Origin of the sequence: Mesorhizobium sp. M0058 (genome assembly GCF_040323095.1) — a bacterium.
Taxonomy (GTDB): Bacteria; Pseudomonadota; Alphaproteobacteria; order Rhizobiales; family Rhizobiaceae; genus Mesorhizobium.
In genome coordinates, this window is the sequence record NZ_JAMYUQ010000006.1 from 1 (window position 1) to 17,230 (window position 17,230).

General features: G+C 64.1%; 16 protein-coding genes and 1 pseudogene. 12 read left to right on the top strand and 5 right to left on the bottom strand.

Features of this window, described 5'->3' with window-relative positions:
• Positions 1-40: 40 nt before the first annotated feature.
• From pcaF to NKJ75_RS11285, 3 genes and pseudogenes are all read right to left on the bottom strand, one after another.
• A pseudogene (gene pcaF, locus NKJ75_RS11275) lies at positions 41-1,123 on the bottom strand (3-oxoadipyl-CoA thiolase); the annotation flags it as partial.
• 1 nt (position 1,124) lies between these two features.
• The gene (locus NKJ75_RS11280; RefSeq protein WP_023685267.1) at positions 1,125-1,913 is read right to left on the bottom strand and encodes a CoA-transferase subunit beta; all 789 of its coding nucleotides are present in this window, start codon (positions 1,911-1,913) and stop codon (positions 1,125-1,127) included.
• Entirely contained in the window at positions 1,910-2,767 is an 858-nt protein-coding gene (locus NKJ75_RS11285) for a CoA transferase subunit A (protein WP_023685266.1), read from the bottom strand. Before NKJ75_RS11285 ends, NKJ75_RS11280 begins: the two co-directional genes overlap by 4 nt.
• A 116-nt stretch (positions 2,768-2,883) precedes the next feature.
• Between NKJ75_RS11285 and NKJ75_RS11290 the strand changes: the two genes are divergently transcribed.
• From NKJ75_RS11290 to NKJ75_RS11345, 12 genes are all read left to right on the top strand, one after another.
• Positions 2,884-3,654 carry an IclR family transcriptional regulator domain-containing protein gene (locus tag NKJ75_RS11290; RefSeq protein WP_352499673.1) on the top strand — a complete coding sequence of 257 codons (771 nt, stop codon included), beginning with the start codon at positions 2,884-2,886 and terminating at the stop codon, positions 3,652-3,654.
• A gap of 208 nt (positions 3,655-3,862) precedes the next feature.
• Complete coding sequence (locus NKJ75_RS11295) at positions 3,863-4,588, top strand: GntR family transcriptional regulator (protein ID WP_023687928.1); 726 nt, start codon at positions 3,863-3,865, stop codon at positions 4,586-4,588.
• Positions 4,589-4,591: 3 nt separating this feature from the next.
• Positions 4,592-5,626, top strand: coding sequence for an ADP-ribosylglycohydrolase family protein (locus tag NKJ75_RS11300; RefSeq protein WP_023714832.1), 1,035 nt, complete (start codon positions 4,592-4,594; stop codon positions 5,624-5,626).
• Entirely contained in the window at positions 5,623-6,597 is a 975-nt protein-coding gene (locus tag NKJ75_RS11305; protein ID WP_023714831.1) for a PfkB family carbohydrate kinase, read from the top strand. Before NKJ75_RS11300 ends, NKJ75_RS11305 begins: the two co-directional genes overlap by 4 nt.
• A 33-nt stretch (positions 6,598-6,630) precedes the next feature.
• Positions 6,631-7,692 (top strand): ABC transporter substrate-binding protein, encoded by a 1,062-nt coding sequence (locus NKJ75_RS11310; protein ID WP_023668165.1) that lies wholly within the window; start codon positions 6,631-6,633, stop codon positions 7,690-7,692.
• A gap of 65 nt (positions 7,693-7,757) precedes the next feature.
• Entirely contained in the window at positions 7,758-8,627 is an 870-nt protein-coding gene (locus NKJ75_RS11315; protein WP_023712105.1) for an ABC transporter permease, read from the top strand.
• Positions 8,627-9,415: an ABC transporter permease gene (locus tag NKJ75_RS11320; RefSeq protein WP_023712104.1), complete on the top strand. Its 789-nt coding sequence runs from the start codon at positions 8,627-8,629 to the stop codon at positions 9,413-9,415. Before NKJ75_RS11315 ends, NKJ75_RS11320 begins: the two co-directional genes overlap by 1 nt.
• On the top strand, positions 9,415-10,482 hold the full coding sequence (locus NKJ75_RS11325) for an ABC transporter ATP-binding protein (protein ID WP_023833947.1): 1,068 nt from the start codon (positions 9,415-9,417) through the stop codon (positions 10,480-10,482). The genes NKJ75_RS11320 and NKJ75_RS11325 overlap by 1 nt, the downstream gene beginning before the upstream one ends.
• A gap of 103 nt (positions 10,483-10,585) precedes the next feature.
• Entirely contained in the window at positions 10,586-11,674 is a 1,089-nt protein-coding gene (locus NKJ75_RS11330; protein ID WP_352499674.1) for a Gfo/Idh/MocA family protein, read from the top strand.
• A gap of 54 nt (positions 11,675-11,728) precedes the next feature.
• A complete protein-coding gene (locus NKJ75_RS11335; RefSeq protein WP_023705643.1) occupies positions 11,729-12,643 on the top strand; it encodes a sugar phosphate isomerase/epimerase family protein in 915 nt (304 codons plus the stop codon).
• Between the two features lie 16 nt (positions 12,644-12,659).
• Positions 12,660-13,754, top strand: a complete 1,095-nt coding sequence (locus NKJ75_RS11340) for a fatty acid desaturase family protein (protein WP_352499675.1) — start codon at positions 12,660-12,662, stop codon at positions 13,752-13,754.
• An 85-nt stretch (positions 13,755-13,839) separates the two neighbouring features.
• The gene (locus NKJ75_RS11345; RefSeq protein ID WP_023682254.1) at positions 13,840-14,643 is read left to right on the top strand and encodes a 3-methyl-2-oxobutanoate hydroxymethyltransferase; all 804 of its coding nucleotides are present in this window, start codon (positions 13,840-13,842) and stop codon (positions 14,641-14,643) included.
• Here NKJ75_RS11345 and NKJ75_RS11350 read toward each other — a convergent pair whose 3' ends face one another.
• Complete coding sequence (locus tag NKJ75_RS11350) at positions 14,644-16,152, bottom strand: HAL/PAL/TAL family ammonia-lyase (RefSeq protein ID WP_352499676.1); 1,509 nt, start codon at positions 16,150-16,152, stop codon at positions 14,644-14,646.
• The gene (locus NKJ75_RS11355; protein WP_352499677.1) at positions 16,149-17,150 is read right to left on the bottom strand and encodes an ornithine cyclodeaminase family protein; all 1,002 of its coding nucleotides are present in this window, start codon (positions 17,148-17,150) and stop codon (positions 16,149-16,151) included. The genes NKJ75_RS11350 and NKJ75_RS11355 overlap by 4 nt, the downstream gene beginning before the upstream one ends.
• Between the last annotated feature and the right edge of the window lie 80 nt (positions 17,151-17,230).

Sequence of the window (17,230 nt, forward strand, 5' to 3'; positions counted from 1 at the left end):
AAAGCCCCCGCGCAGCGGGGCTTCATTTGGGCGCCCCCTACAGGCCCATGGTTTCACAAAGCGCTCGGGCGCCGCTTTTGGTGTTGAGGTGCCCCCCATCCGGGGCTTTGCGTTGTTGGGGTCGCACGGCGATGCCTTGGGAGGCGAAGGCTTCGTTGAGTTCGATGACATCGAATTGGTGCGGTGTCAGGCCGAGGCGAGCGCAGAGCTTTTGTGTCGCCGGAGCAGGGCCGATGCCCATGATGCGCGGCGCCACGCCGGCGGCAGCGCCGCCGAGGATGCGGGCGATCGGCGTCAGGCCGTGTTTTTTCACAGCCGCTTCGGAGGCGATGATCAGCGCCGCCGCGCCATCGTTGACGCCCGATGCGTTGCCGGCGGTGACCGTGCCGTCTTGCCGGAACGGCGTCGGCAATTTGGCCAGCGACTCGACCGTGGTGCCGGCGCGGGGATGCTCATCCTTCGATACGATAGTCGCATCGCCCTTTTTCTGCGGGACCGTCACCGGGGTAATCTCCTTCGCCAGCCGGCCATTGGCCTGTGCCGCGACGGCCTTGTCCTGGCTGCGCACGGCAAAGGCGTCCTGGTCGGCGCGCGACACTGAAAAATCCTCGGCGACGTTCTCGCCGGTCTCCGGCATGGAATCGACGCCATATTGTTTCTTCATCAGCGGGTTGATGAAACGCCAGCCGATGGTGGTGTCATGGATCTCGGCATGGCGTGAAAAGGCGGTCTCGGCCTTGGGCATGACGAAGGGCGCGCGGCTCATCGATTCGACGCCGCCGGCGATCATCAACTCGGCTTCGCCCGCCTTGATGGCGCGGGCGGCAATGGTGAGCGCGTCCATGCCGGACCCGCAGAGGCGATTGACGGTCGAGCCTGAAATTTCCTTCGGCAGTCCGGCCAGGAGCAGCGACATGCGGGCTACATTGCGGTTGTCCTCGCCGGCCTGATTGGCGCAGCCATAGACGACGTCGTCGACAGCCTGCCAGTCGATGCCGGCATTGCGCTCGACCAGCGCCTTCAGCGGGATGGCGCCAAGATCGTCGGCCCGCACCGACGACAGCGAGCCGCCGAAACGGCCGATCGGGGTGCGGATGTAATCGCAGATGAATGCCTCGGTCATGTCATGCGGCCTTTTCTTTTCCGCTTCCCTCATGCGCCGCCTTGGTGCGGGCCTGCAGGTCACGCAATGTCGTCAGCTCGAGTTCCGTCGGCGCCGGCGTTTCGTCAAGCGCCTCGGCGAACTTTACGATCCAGCCGCAGCTGTCCTGCACCTGCTGCCGCGTCACGCCGGGATGCAGCGACACCACGGTGAATTCCTTGCTCATCGGGTCGGGCTTCCAGATGGCGAGGTCGGTGATCAGCAGCGTCGGTCCAGCGGTCTCGATGCCGAGGCGCTGGCGATGGTCGCCGCCATTGCCATGGCCGAAGGAGGTGAAGAAGTCGATCTTCTCGACCATGCCGCGCTTGGACTGCGCCATGGTGATGTAGATCTCCTTCGACGAGGTGGCGATCTCCGGCGCGCCGCCGCCGCCGGGCAGGCGGGTCTTGGGATGCGCATAGTCGCCGATGATGGTGGTGTTGATGTTGCCGAACTTGTCGAGCTGGGCGGCACCGAGGAAACCGATCGAAATGCGACCGCCCTGCAGCCAGTAGCGAAACATCTCCGGCACCGAGACGGTCGTGACGGCGGTGTCGCAAAGTTCGCCGTCACCGATCGACAGCGGCAAAACATCGGGCGCGGTGCCGATGGTGCCGCTTTCATAGATCAGCGTGATGTCGGGCGCATGCGTCAGTCGCGCGACGTTGCAGGCGGCCGACGGCGCGCCAATGCCGACGAAGCAGACATCGTCGTTTTTCAGGGCTCGGCTGGCGGCAATCGTCATCATCTCATTGGGAGTAAAGCCGCTCATGCCGCGCTCCTCAGATGCTTTACGCGGCCGGCGAAATCGTCCGCCGTGCGCTCAAGGACATTGGCCTGCATCCAGGTCTGGAATTTTTCACGGTCGGCGGCGATGTCGTCCCATTCGAGATAGGCGGCGTTGTCCCTGGCATAGTAGCCGTGCGTGTAGGAGGGATGCGAACCGCCTGATACCACCGAGATCGCAGCGATGGTCCAGCGCGGCAGCACGGTGAGGTTGGGATGCAGGTCGTCGAAATTGTCGACGACTTCCTCTACCGTCACCACGGCGCGCTTGGCCGCGAGCACCGCTTCCTTCTGGATGCCGATAATGCCTTCGACCAGCACATTGCCTTTTTTGTCGGCCTTCTGAGCGTGGATGAAGGTCACGTCCGGTCGGATGGAAGGAACGGCGGCAAGCACCTCGCCGGTGAACGGGCAGGTGACCGAGCGGATGTTGGGATTGACTGCCGCCAGCCCGGCGCCGCGATAGCCGCGGAACACCGCGCAAGGCAGGCCGGCAGCTCCCGCCTCGTAGGCGTTGGCCATGCCGGCATGGCTGTGCTCCTCGATCTCGATCGACCGGGGGAAGCCGTTCTCGATGGCGTCGCGGGCGCGGCGCAGCAGGCCGACGCCGGGATTGCCGACATAGGAGAAGATGATCTTCTTGGCCATGCCCATGCCGATCATCTGGTCGTAGATCAGGTCGGGGGTCATGCGGATGAGCGTCAGGTCGCGAAAGCCCTGGCGGATGGCCTCATGCGCCGCCGCCGTCGGGATCAGATGCGTGAAGCCTTCGAAGGCGACCGTATCGCCATCATGCAGGTTCTCAGCCACGGCCTGTTTGAGCGGCAGGAAATTGACCATCGCCAAGAACTCCGAAGTTCAAAAAGTTCGTATTGCGAACATTTGTTTTGTATGAGATATTTTTACATCGCGCCGCCGAGACGAGTCAAGGCGGCGCATTGTCTTGCGGAGGCCGCATGGAGGACGAGGCAACGACACGCGACCATGTCGGCTCGCTGGAGCGCGGCCTTGCAGTCATGGAGATACTGGCCCGGCATCCGGCCGGGATGACGCTGACCGAAATGGCGGAGGAGGCGGGGCTGACCCGCGCCGGCGCGCGTCGCTTCCTGCTGACGCTGACCGCGACCGGCTATGCCACGCAATCCGGCCGGCAGTTTTCGCTATCGCCGCGCCTGCTCACCATCGTGCGCTCCTGGCTCGGCGGCGCCTCGCTGTGGACATTCGCCGCACCCATCATGCGCGACGTGGCCGCCCAGTTCGACGAGGCCTGTAACGCGGCGGTGCTGTCGGGCGAGGAAGTCGTCTATGTCGCGCGCATTCCTGGCCGCCGCATCCTCAGCGTTTCGCTCGATGTCGGCACCAGGCTGCCGGCGCATTGCACCTCGATGGGGCGCGTCCTGCTTGCGGGGCTGGGCGCGGATGAGCTGAAGGCCTTGCTTGCAGAGGCGAGGATCGAGCGGCGCACGCCGAAGACGATCACCAGCCGCGCCGCGCTGGCCAAGGCCATCGACGCGGCGAGGGCGGATGGCTTTGCCGTCGTCGATGAAGAGCTGGAACTTGGCCTGCGCTCGATAGCGGTGCCGATCTATGACCGCGCCGGCAAGACCGTGGCGGCGATCAACGTCTCGACGCAGTCGGCGCGGCTCTCCGTCGAGGCGATGGAGCGGGATATCCTGCCAGCGCTGCGGACGGCCAAGCAACGGATCGAGGAATTTTTCTTCGTGTGAGCGCAAGGCTAATCGCCTGAGGGAAGCGCTGCCCCCGCTCTGTCTCGGAGACGGGAGCGCCCTACGCGGTTAGCGTCGCCATGCGAACAAACGATGCCTTGGGGCACCTGAGCACAACGCATATGCGTGAATCCAAATATATCGTTGACGTCGCCCTTCAACTCCAATATCGAACAGGACTATACAGGCTTACTGAACAGGTACCCATATGAAGCGGCGCGCGGTTCAACTTTCTCCCGGCACGGGCAAGCCCGAGCAGATCGCCACCGTTCTCGAACATGAGATCCGCTCCGGCGTGCTTGGCTTCGGCGACCGCCTGCAAAGCGAGAACGAACTCGTCCAGCGCTTTTCCGTCAGCCGCAACACGGTCCGCAAGGGCCTCGAGGAGTTGTCCAGCCGTGGGCTGATCACGACCAAGGTCGGCATCGGCTCCTTCGTCACTTTCGACGGCAAGCCGGTCGATGACAGCATTGGCTGGTCGCGGGCGCTGGCCAATGCCGGCGCCAATGCCGAGACGCGGACGCTGCGGCTTGAAGTGATCGAGGATGCCGATCTTGCCGCGCTGCTTGGCATCGAAAGCCCGTTCTTCATCGCCGTCGACCGGGTGCGCACCAATGCCAGCGACGGCCATGCGATCTCCATCGAACGCAGCCGCCTGCCGCTGTCGCCCGAACTGGAGGACGTGCCGCTGCGCGGTCTGCGCGAAGGCTCGCTGCACCAGACGCTGCGCGGCGCCGGCCTCATCCCAGACCATGGCGAGGAATGGGTCGGCATCGAGATGCTGAATGCCGAAGACGCCGCCATTCTCGGCTGCCCGCAAGGCACGCCGTTCCTGCGCGGACGCCGGCTGACGCGTGCGGCTGACGACCGGCCGATCGAATATGTAACCAGCCTGCTCAACCCGGCGCATTTCGCGCTGCATATGAGGTTTTGAGCGATGCCGGACAGAACCAACGACACGCTCGATCGCGCCATGGGCGCGCTTGTCGGTGGGGCGCTCGGTGATGCGCTGGGCATGCCGACGCAGCTTCTGTCGCCGGCGCGGATCGCCGAGCTATACGGCCATGTCGAGGATTTCGTGGCGCCGTTTGCCGATCATCCGGTGTCGAAGGGGCTCGTTGCCGGCACCATCACCGACGATACCGAACAGGCGCTGCTGCTTGGTCGCATTCTCGTCGAGTCCGGCGACCGCTTCGATCATGCGCGCTGGGTGAACGCACTGCTCGACTGGGAGCGCGAGGTCAAGGCGCGCGGCAGCTATGACCTGCTGGGACCATCGACCAAGCGCGCCATCGACGCCATCAATGACGGCGTGCCGGCGGAAGAGGCGGGAAGCCGGGGCGACACCAATGGCGCGGCCATGCGCATCGCGCCGGTCGGCATCATGATGCCGCTGGAACCGCTCGACGCTTTTATCGCCAAGGTGGCGGAGACCTGCCGCGCGACGCACAACACCTCGATCGCCATTGCCACGGCTGCCGCCGTCGCCGCCGCCGTCAGCCGTGGCGTCGCCGGCGGCGACTGGCGTGCCGCTTCCGACAGCGCGGTAGCAGCCGCGCGGCGAGGCGCCAGGCTCGGACATTGGGTGACTGGTGGCGATATCGCCGCGCGTATCGCCTGGGCGCAGGAGCTCGTGCGCGGCAAGACCACGCGGGATGCGATCGGGCTCATCACCGATCTCGTCGGCACCGGTGTGGCCAGCCAGGAGTCCGTGCCGGCAGCTTTCGCCGTGCTTGAAGTCGCGCAGGGCGATCCCTGGCAAGCGGCAATCATCAGCGCCAATCTCGGCGGCGACACCGACACGATCGGCGCGATTGCCTCAGGCATGGCCGGCGCCTGCGTCGGCTTTTCGCAACTGCCGCAACAACACATTGCCGGGCTCGTCGGCATAGATATGGGGGAGGTGCGCTCGCTTGCCGAAGACCTCGTCGCGGCGCGCACGGCAAAGGCCAGCAAGGATGCCGCGGCATGAGTGGGCGTCTGGTCCATATCGGCAGCGCCGTCGTCGACTATGTCTACCGCATCGACGCCTTGCCGGCGCCGGGCTGCGAGAAGACCGCGTCGAGCTTTGCGCAGGTCGCCGGCGGCGGCTTCAACATGATGGTCGCGGCCAGCCGCACCGGCATGACGGTTGTGTTCGGCGGCCAGCTCGGCAGCGGACCGAATGGCGATTTCTTGCGCGCCGCGTTTGCGGCCGAAGGCATCATAACGCTGACGTCGCCATCGCCGGTCATGGACAGCGGCAATTGCGTCGCCATGATCTCCGGGGATGCCGAGCGCACCTTCGTGTCGTGGCCCGGTGCGGAGAGCTTTCTCAGCCTCGAGATGATGAGGCCCGTGGTGGTCGCGCCTGATGATTGGGTGTTCACGTCGGGCTATACGCTGAGCTATTCCGGCAGCCGCGACGCGCTGACCGACTGGATCGAGGCGCTGCCAGAAAACATTCCCTTCGTTTTCGATCCAACGCCGGTCATCGCGGATATCCCACGTCCCATCCTTTCGCGGGTGCTTGCCCGTACGACATGGCTGAGCTGCAACATGACGGAAGCGGTCGAGATCGCTGGGCAAGGCGATGTCGAGGCACTCGCCGCCCGGCTGCTCGCCGACCACTGCCCAAAGGCCGAAGGCGTCGTTATCCGCGCCGGCGCCAAGGGCTGTTTCGTGAGGTTGGTCAATGGCGAGACGCAGACCATTGCCGGCTTCAAGGTCGATGCCATCGACACCAATGGCGCCGGCGACACCCATATCGGCGGTTTCGTCAGTGCACTCTCGCGCGGCGTGCATCCCTTCGAGGCGGCGCGCTATGCCAATGCGGCGGCAGCACTTTCCGTCACCCGCCATGGCGGCTCATCGGCGCCGACCGACAGCGAGATCCAGACTTTCCTGAGCCAGGCCGCCACGGGCGAGCCGGGCCAGAACCAGAAGGCCCATCAGACAGCCTGACCCGCCAAGCGGGCAAACAAGAGAGGAACGAACATGCGCATGCCAAGACTGACTGCCCTGCTGACGGCGACCGCCGTCATCACCTCCGCGCTCACGCTGGCCGCCAGTGCCGCCGAAGTGCATGTGCTCAACTGGAAGGGCTACGGCGCCGACGAGCCGTGGGCGATCGAAGCCTTCGAAAAGGCGACCAGCAACAAGGTCGTCAACGACTTCTTCAATTCCGAACAGGAAATGCTGACCAAGATCCGCACCAATCCGGGCCTCTATGACGTGGTCATGATCAACGCCGCCTTCAACGATCAGGCGATGGCGGAAAAGCTGATCCAGCCGATCGATGTCTCGAAGCTGCCGAACTATGCCGACATCAGCAAGGACAAGGCGCAATCTCCGATGCTCGACCATGACGGCAAGGTCTATGGCGTGCCGTGGGTGTGGGGCCTGACGGCGCTGGCAATCAACGAAAAGTCCTTCGACAAGCCACCGACCTCGATCGCCGAAATGTGGGACCCAGCGCATAAGGGCCGGGTCGTCATTCGCGACGACGCTGTCGAAGCGGTGCAGTTCGGCGCCATCGCCACCGGTCAGAATATCAACGACATCAAGGATATGGAAGCGGTCAAGGCGAAGCTGACCTCGCTGATGCCGCAGATCAAGACGTTCTGGAGTTCGGAGAACGACTGGAACCAGATGGTCGCCTCCAACCAGATCGACATCGGCACCTATTGGAGCGGCTCGGCCGATCGCGCCAAGACCCACTTCAAGCTGCCGGTCTCGCTGGTCGTTCCGCAGGAAGGCGCCGTCGCCTGGCTCGACGCGTTCTCGATCCCGGTGGGCTCGAAGAATGTCGAAGGTGCGCAGGCCTTCATCAACTGGATGATCGATCCGAAATTCTATGTCGAATGGGTCACCAAGGTCGGCGCTCCGGTGTCGGCCAACACCAAGGCGGTGGAAGCGCTGCCTGAAGACTCCTTCAACCGCAAGGTGATGGGCGATCCCGAGGTGGCCAAGCGCATCCAGTTCCAGGCGCCGATCACCGACGCGCAGCGCGAGGCCTATCTGGCGCTGTGGCAGCAGCTCAAAGTCGACGTGAAGTAACGCTCACGTCCGGACCAGCCGGCGGTTGGCGCCGGCTGGCCTTCAATCCTGGGGAGGAGGGTATCATGGCGGTACAGGGTGCGGTCGCGTCGCGCAGCGGGCTGAGATCGGCCCTGCCGCTGCTGGCGCCGGCCTATCTCTGGCTGACGGTGGCGATCTTCCTGCCGCTCTCGGCCATGGTGTTCTTCTCCTTCATGACCGACCTGCCGCTGTCGGGAAAGCCGTGGGCCTTGACCCTTGGCAATTACGCCGCCTTCTTCTCGCAGAGCCTGTACCTGACGCTGCTGCTCGCTTCGCTGCGGCTCGGCCTCGAAGTGACTTTGTGGTGCGTCGTCATCGGTTATCCCGCAGCCTATGTGTTGGCCAAGGTGCTGAAGGGGCGCAGCCGCGAGGCGATCTTCCTGCTGGTCATCCTGCCGTTCTGGTCGAACGGGCTGGTGCGCATCTTCTCCTGGGCGATGGTGCTGCGCGAGGGCGGCATCCTCGACACGGCGCTCAACGCCGTGCTGCCGTTCAATATCAACATCGACCTGATGTATTCCTACCCCGCAGTCATCATCGGCCTGGTGCACTCCTACGTGCCCTACATGGTGCTGACCTGTTACCTCACTTTGCAGGCCATCGACGACTCGCTGATCGAGGCCGGACGTTCGCTGGGCGCCTCGCGGCTGCAGGTGCTGAAGCGGGTGATCATCCCGCTGTCTATGCCCGGCCTGGTGGCAGGTGCGGCACTGATCTTCGTGCCGGTCGTCGGCTCGTTCATGGAGCCGCGCATTCTCGGCGGCCGCACCGGCACGTTCTATGGCACGGTGATCGAGGACCAGTTCGTCGCCGTCTTCAACTGGCCGCTGGGGGCGGCGCTTTCCTTCATCCTGCTGGCGGTGGTGCTGGTGATCCTGGCGGTTGCCTCGCCGGTGCTGCGGAGGGCTGCTTGATGATGACGACCCGCATAATCGAAGGACTAGGCCGCTTCTACATCGGACTGCTGCTCGTCTTCCTCTATCTGCCGATCATCATCATGGCGCTGATGTCGTTCAACGTCTCGCCCTTCTACCAATTGCCGTTCGAATGGACGACGGAATGGTATGCCTCGCTCTGGCAGAACGACCAGCTGATCGCGGCGACCTGGAACAGCCTCGAGATCGCGGTCATCACCACGCTCATCTCAGTGGTGCTTGGCTCGGCCGCTTCGCTGGCGCTCTTCCGCTACGACTTCCGCGGCAAGAAAGTGCTGCAGGCGCTGCTGTTTCCGCCGATCGCCATTCCGTGGCTGATCACCGGCACGGCGATGCTGATCTTCTTCTTCGGCGTCGGCATTGGCCGCGGCCTGTTAGCCATCCTGCTCGGCCATGTGGCGCTGGCGCTGCCCTATGTCATCGTCGTCGTCTCGGCCCGGCTGCAGACTTTTGCACCGGAGCTGGAAGAGGCGGCGCGCTCGCTCGGCGCCAACCAGTGGCAGGTGACCGCGCGTGTGACGCTGCCGTGGATCATGCCCGGCGTCATTGCCGGCGGCTTGTTCGCATTTGCCGTGTCGTTCGACCAGTTTGTCGTCTCCTACTTCCTGGCGACGCCGGGGCAGACGACGCTGCCGGTCGAAATCTACGCCGCGATCCGCAAGGGGTTCACGCCCGAGATCAACGCGGTCTCGACCATCATCATTGTCGTGTCGATGGCGCTGATGCTGTTCACGGCGCGCTTCTTCAAATTCGGCGGAGAGAAATAATGGCCGGCGTGCAGGTATCGAACGTCTCCCGCAGTTTTGGCGCGCACAAGGCGCTGGACCACGTCTCCATCGATTTCGCCGATGGCGGTTTCTATGGGCTGCTTGGCCCCTCGGGCAGCGGCAAGACCACGGTGCTCAGGCAAATCGCCGGCTTCGACTTTCCCGACTCCGGCCGCATCGCCATTGGCGGCGAGAGCGTCGAACGGGTGCCGGTCGAAAAGCGGCGCATCGGCATGGTGTTCCAGAACTATGCGCTGTTTCCCAATATGAGCGTCGCCGATAATGTCGCCTTCGGCCTGTCGGTGCGCGGCGAAACGAAAGCGACGATCGCCACCGAAGTGCAGCGCGCGCTCGATCTGGTTCAGCTCGGCAAGCTCGGCGAGCGCCGGCCGCACCAGCTCTCCGGCGGCCAACGCCAGCGTGTGGCGCTGGCGCGCGCCATCGTCACCAAGCCGCGCGTGCTGTTGCTCGACGAGCCGCTCGGCGCGCTCGACAAGGCGCTGCGCGTCGACATGCAGATCGAGCTGAAGCGCATCCAGCGCGAGATCGGCATCACCACCATCTTCGTCACCCACGACCAGGAAGAGGCGCTGACGATGAGCGACCGCATCGGCATATTGCGGGACGGCAGGCTCGTGCAGGAAGGGCCGCCGGAGGAAATCTACGACCGGCCGAAGAGCGAATTCGCCGCCACCTTCCTTGGCGACGCAAACATTTTTCGCGGCGATGCGACCGGCAACGGCATCCGGCTGCCTGACGGCACGGCGATCGCCGCCGGGGTGGGTGATCGGCTTGCCGCCGGTACGAAGGCCAGCTGCGCCGTGCGTCCCGAACGCATTCGCATCGCGACCGATGCCGGGGTTGCGGATGCGGCCAATGCCAACGCTCTGAAGGGCCAGATCTCCAAGCGCATTTTCGCCGGCAACAACAGCACCTATTTCGTCGAGCGTGCCGGCCAGACGTTGAAAGTCATCGTCCAGAATACCGGCAGTGACCGGCTGGCCGAGGGCCAGAATGTAATGCTCAGCTGGTCGCCGGAAAGCACCGTGCTGATTGCCGCAAACTAGTTCGCACCGTCACCCCGGCATGGTTCTGATGGGAATTGATGGAGCGGACCTTGGCTGATGGGCCGGCCATGGCGTTATATCCTGTCGTCCAAGGGAGGAATGGATGGCAGGCCAGGGTTTCGAGCCGGATGTGAGGGTTCGCACCAGCGAATACCGGATCGGTTGCATCGGCGCCGGCATGATCATGGCCGAATGCCATCTTGCCGCCTATGCGCAGGCCGGTTTCCCAGTCGTCGCCATCGCCTCGCGCACCAAGACCAGCGCCGAGAAGGTGGCGAAGCGCTGGAGCATTGCGACCGTCCACGACACACCGGAACAGCTGATCGAGGATTCTGAGGTCGAGATCGTCGACCTTGCCTTTCCGCCCGACCAGCAGCCGGCGCTGATCCGCCATGCGCTGAAGCAGCCTCACATCAAGGCGATCCTGGCGCAGAAGCCACTGGCGCTGTCGGTCGATGAAGCCGTGAAGCTGCGCGACGAGGCAGCCAAGTCAGGCAAGATCCTCTCGGTCAACCAGAACATGCGCTACGACCAGTCGATGCGCGTCCTGAAGCAGATCATCGACAGCGGCGCGCTGGGCGACATCGTCTTTGCGCAGATCGACATGCATGCGATCCCGCACTGGCAGACTTTCCTTCAGGACTACGACCGGCTGACGCTCGCCAATATGAGCGTGCATCATCTGGACGTGCTGCGCTTCCTGTTCGGCGATCCCTCGGAAATCACCACGCTGACGCGCAAGGATCCGCGCACGACATTCGACCATTCAGACGGCATCACCGTCTCGACGCTGCGCTTTCCCTCCGGCGTGCTCGCCGTGTCGCTGGAGGATGTCTGGTCCGGACCGCGCCAGGAGGGCTATGAGGACGACCAGCACATCAACTGGCGCGTCGACGGCATCAAGGGTGTCGCCAAAGGCACGATCGGCTGGCCGAAAGGCGTGGCCTCGACGCTGACCTATGCGTCGACCAAGACGACCGGCGGCGAATGGGTCAGCCCGAGCTGGGACACGATGTGGTTCCCGCATGCCTTCATCGGCGTGATGGAGCAATTGCAGCATGCGGTGAAGACAGGCGCGCCGCCGGCGCTCTCCGTCGCCGATAACGTCAAGACAATGGCACTGGTCGAGGCGGGCTACCGCTCGATGGCGCAAGGCCGCACCGTCAAACTGTCCGAGATATCGATCGACTGAACATGCCGCCGAATAGTGTGGCGGCTGAATCGCTTACCGGGAGGAGTTCACATCATGATGCAGGCAGGTATCTTCACCGGCTATTTCCCCTATGAGCTCGCGGAGGCCGCCCGCCGCATCCGTGCACTCGGCTTCAACACAGTGCAGCTCGACATGCATTTCAGGGATGTCGATCTCACGGCCGGGCAGATCACCGGGGACAAGGCGAGGACAGTGCGCGACACGTTTCGCGACCACAATCTGCCGGTCTGCTGCATCTCGGGCTACACCAACATCATCCATCCCGACAAATCCGAGCGCGAGAAGCGCGTCGGCTATCTCAAGGAAATCATCCGCAATGCGCGCGACTTCGGCTCGCCCTACGTGATCTCGGAGACCGGCACCTACAACACCGAATCCGACTGGGTGCATCATCCCAAAAACAAGACCGAGGAAGGCTTCGAGGAATGCCGCAAGGTGATCTCGGATCTTGCCCAGACGGCTTACGACCATGGCGCGGTGTTCCTGCTCGAAACCTATGTCAACAATGTCGTCGGTTCGGTCGAGGAGACGGTCAAAATGTTCGCGCAGGTCGACCATCCGGGCCTCGGCCTGCTGATGGATCCGACCAATTATTTCGAGGCGCACAATATCGACCGCATGGACCAGGTGCTGAACCAGGTGTTCGACACGCTGGCCGACAAGATCCGCATCGCGCACGCCAAGGACGTCAAGCGCTCAGGCAGCGACAAGACCGAGAAGCATGCCGATATCGGCGACGCGGACGCGCATGAGGGGCTGACCTTCCGCGGCGTCGGCGAGATCGAGCTGCCGGCGCCCGGGCTGGGATCGCTGAATTACGATCTCTATCTGCAGCGGCTCAGTGAGAAGCACCCGAACATCCCTGTTATCATCGAGCATCTGACCGAGGACGACGTGCCGCGGGCGAAAACATTTCTCGACGGGAAGTTCCGCGCCAACGGGCTTTGAGGTAGGCGAGACGGTGATGGCGACGGCGGCCAAGACAAAGCGCGATTACGGCCTGGTCGGCGAAAGCACCCGCCGGGCGATCGAGACCGGGCTGGCCTCGGCCGAGTGGTATCACACCGACGTGCCGCGCAAGGCAATGAAGGAAATGATGCAGCGCTCCGACGGGCCGGCGATCCGCGATACAGTGATCTGGATCGCAGCCATCCTGGGCTCGGCCGCCGGCATCGTGTGGTTCTGGGGCACGTGGTGGGTGGTGCCGTTCCTGCTCGTCTATGGCGTGCTCTATGGATCGTCGAGCGATTCGCGCTGGCACGAATGCGGCCATGGCACCGCCTTCCGCACACGCTGGATGAACGATGCGATCTACGAAATCGCCAGCTTCATGGTGGTGCGCAATCCGGTGCAATGGCGCTGGAGCCATGCGCGGCATCACACCGACACGATCATCGTCGGCCGTGACGCCGAGATCGCGGTAATGCGGCCGCCAAATCTGGTCAAGGCGGCGCTTGCCTTCACCGGCATTCTCGATTTCCGTTATTCGCTGCCGATCCTGGCGCGCCAGACGTTGGGCAAGCTGTCGGACGACGAAAAGAGCTACATTCCTGAGACCGAACAGGGCAAGGCCATCACGGCGGCGCGCTGGCATGTCGCCGTGTACGTTGCGACGATCGCCCTCGCGATCGCGCTGGGTTCATGGCTGCCGCTGGTGCTGATCGGCCTGCCGCGTTTTTATGGCAGCTGGCACATGGTTCTGACCGGCCTGCTGCAGCATATCGGGTTGGCCGACAATGTCGTCGACCACCGGCTGAACACGCGCACCGTCTACATGAACCCGGTCAGCCGCTTCATCTACTGGAACATGAATTACCACGTCGAGCATCACATGTTTCCGATGGTGCCCTACCATGCGCTGCCGAGGCTGCACGAGCTGGTCAAGCACGACCTGCCGGCGGCGAACCCGTCCATGTGGCATGCCTATCGCGAGGTCTGGCCGGTGCTGCTGAAGCAGCTGCGGTACGAGGATTATTTCCTCAAGCGCGAATTGCCGCCGACGGCGCGGCCCTATCGCGGTGAATTTCACGAGCTCGATATGTCGGCGGCGGCCGAGTAGCGAATAAACCACCCGCCTTCTATCCGGCCTGTCACGGGGCCGGTAAGGTGACCGGGAAAAGCAACCAGCCAACAGGGACATCCCGATGAGCCGAAAGAGACCGACCGTCGCCGATCTACGCGCCATGAAGGGCAAGCGCCAGCTGACCATGCTGCGCGTCCTGACCATGGACGAGGCCGAGGCTGCCGAGCGGGCAGGGGTCGATATCGTCTCGGTGCCGCCCGAGCTGGTGCTCAACCCTGAGTATCGCGATGCGGCGCCCAGCCTGTTCACCATGCCGGGCGAGAATTTTTATGAGATCGGCACGGCGGACGATTTCCTGCGCTGGGCGTTCCGGCTCTACAAGGCCGGCGCCGACGCCGTTTATTGCAGCGCCGGTTTCGCCACCGTGAAGCGGCTCGCCGACGACGCGATCCCCGTCATCGGCCATGTCGGCCTCATTCCGTCCCGCGCCACCTGGACCGGCGGCTTCAAGGCCGTCGGCAAGACCGCCGACACCGCCATGCAGATTTTTGAGGCGGTCAAGCAGTATGAGGCCGTTGGAGCTCTCGGCGCCGAGATCGAAGTGGTGCCGATCGAGGTGGCGAAGGCGATCTCGGAACGGACCTCGCTGATCATGCTGTCGATGGGTGCGGGCACCGGCTGCGACGCGCAATATCTGTTTGCCGACGATATTCTTGGCCAGAACCGGGGCCACATGCCGCGCCATTCCAAGGTCTACCGCAACTTCGCCGCCGAGTACGATCGTCTGCAGGCGGAACGCGTCGCGGCGTTTTCCGAGTACGTTGCCGACGTCGATAGCGGCGCCTATCCGGAAGACAGGCATGTCGTGCGCATGGATCCGGCCGAGCTCAGCCTGTTCATGAAACGGGTGGACGCAAAGGGCTAACTACTCGGCCTCCTTGCCGATCATCGCTGCACCTTGCCATGTTCCGTCAGCGAGCATGGCATGGAGCACCTCGGCATCCGTTCCCAGCGGCCGGTCCTCCCTGAGCATCGCTACATGCGCGCGCACCGCGGTATGGACCGCTGCTGTGCCGGGCGCCAGCTTAAGGCCATCGCGCAGATCGACTGCCTGGGCGGCGGCCATCAATTCGAAGGCGATCAGCCGTCGCCACAACGCGATCATTTCGGCGCATTTCGACACCGCCAGAGGGGTCTGCGTCGCATGGTCCTCGACGCCTTCGGATACGGCCAAGAAATCCAGCATCACCGGATTGGCCTTGTGGCGGATGCCGGCCAGGATTGCCGTTGCGGTCTTTTGCAGCGGCACGAAACCGGCCGAGGCGCCGCCGACCGGTGACAAATATTTTGGCAGGCCGTTGCGGCAGGAGCCGGCGAGCTGGATCAAGCGGGCAACGCTTGCCGCGGCACATTGCGCGATCGCCAGGCCGAGCGTCTCGAAGGCAAGCGCCAGCGATGCGGTGTGGAAATTGCCGGTCGACAGAACCAGCCCGTCATCGCCCAGCACCAGCGGATTGTCGGCGGCGGCATTGAGTTCGATCTCCAGCGCCAGCCGCGCCTGATCGATCGCCTGGATCAATGCACCATGGATCGACGGCATGCAGCGGATCGACAACGGGTCCTGCAAGGTGGTCGGCGCCGGCTCCTCGTCACGGGCAAGCAGGTCGCGCAGGCCCTTGGCCGCGAGTTGCTGGCAGGCTGCCGGCCGCGCCAGATGCAGGCGCGGATCGAGGATGGTGCGGTTGGCGCCAAACCCTTCCATGGTCAGCGCTCCCGCCTGCTGCTGTTGCGCAAAGGCCGACAGCGCGTCGGCCAGTACCAACGCGCCAGTGCCGGCTGATACCGCCGAGGCGTTGATCAGCGACAGGCCGTCTTTCGGCGCCAGGCTGATCGGAGCCAACCGCGCCATCATCAACGCCTTGGCCGCCGGCATGCGCCGACCCTGATAGTCAGCTTCGCCGTCGCCGGTCAGCAGACGGGCGAGCGCCGCCATCAGCACGAGATCGCCGGCGCCGATCGAGCCCAACTGCGGCATTACCGGATGCACGCCTGCATTGAGCGCATCGACAAGGGCGGTGAAAGCCGCCGGCGAAATGCCGGAGCCGCCGACTGCCAGCATCGCTGCGCGCGCAAGCATGGTCGCCCGCACCGCCTCTTGGGGCAACGGTTCGCCGACAGCGCCGCTTCGCCCTTCCAGCAACTGGCGCTGGAAGGCGCTGGCATCGCCCTCGACCGATGTGCCGAGATTGGCGCCGAGCCCGGTGTTGAGCCCATAGATTTGCTGACCGGACGCGGCGACCTGATCGAGCACTTTTCGCGCTTTGTCGAGCCTCTCGATGACTGTCGGTTCAACCTCGACCTTGCGGCCGCCGCGGGCGACCTGCGCAACGTCCTCGACGCTGACGCCGGCGCCGGTGAGGACGAGCGCGCTCATGCGAAGCGCAGCCTCTGGCCGATGCCTTTATCAGCAGCCTTGGCCAGCATCGCCTTGCCCAGCGCAATGTCGGACAGCGACAGGCCGCGATGCCAGAACAGGATCGTCTCGTCGTCGCTCTGGCGTCCCGGCTTGAGACCGGCAGCGATCTGGCCGAGCTCGGCGTGCAGCGTCGCTTCGCCCAGCCGCCCGGTCTCGACATGGGCGCGCAGCGAGCCGAACTTGCCGCCTTTGCACTGGCCCCAGTCGTCGACGACCATTTTCTGCATGATGTCGGTCAATGACAGCTCCACCGCGCTCATCGTACCATAGGGCACGACCAGCGCACCGGGCTTGATCCATTCGGTCTTGAGCAGCGGCTGCGGCTCCGGCAGCCGCGAGGCCTCGACGACGATGTCGGCGCCCTTGATGCAGCTTTCCCAGTCGGCAACCGCGGTAACTTTCTTGCCGAGATCGGCCGAGAGTTTGGCGGCGAAGCCGTCGCGGCTTTCCGGGCGGCGCGAATGGACGCGGATCTCGTCGAAGTCGAAGAGATGGTCGAGCAGGCGCACATTCCAATAGGCGGTGCCGCGCGCGCCGATATGGGCCAGCACCTTGGAGTTCTTGCGCGCCAGATGTTTGGCGCCAATGGCGGTGACGGCGCCGGTGCGCATGTCGGTGATGACGGTGGCGTCGAGAATGGCGCGCGGCGTGCCGGTGCGCGGATCGAACAGGTTCAAAATGCCAAATTCTGAAGGGAGCCCGTGCAGATAGTTGTCGACATAGTCGCCGACGATTTTCACGCCCGCCGTATCGAGCGGCGCAACGTAGCCGCGCAGAACGTTGAAATGGCCATGGAAGGAAGGGGCGGGTTCAAGATGGACGCGCGGCTCGATCACCGTCTGGCCATTGCCTTGCGCGATAAGCCCGGCTTCGACAGCGGCAATGATTTCGCCGTCGGTCATCTCCAGGGCTTCGATATCGAGGCCATTGAGGTAGTCGATATAGATAGGCTTCATGCAATGTCCTTGGCCGCCCGCCCATCCATAACAGGCTGCGAGCCGACACGGAAGTTTGTTGGATAAGCTCTGGACGGGGC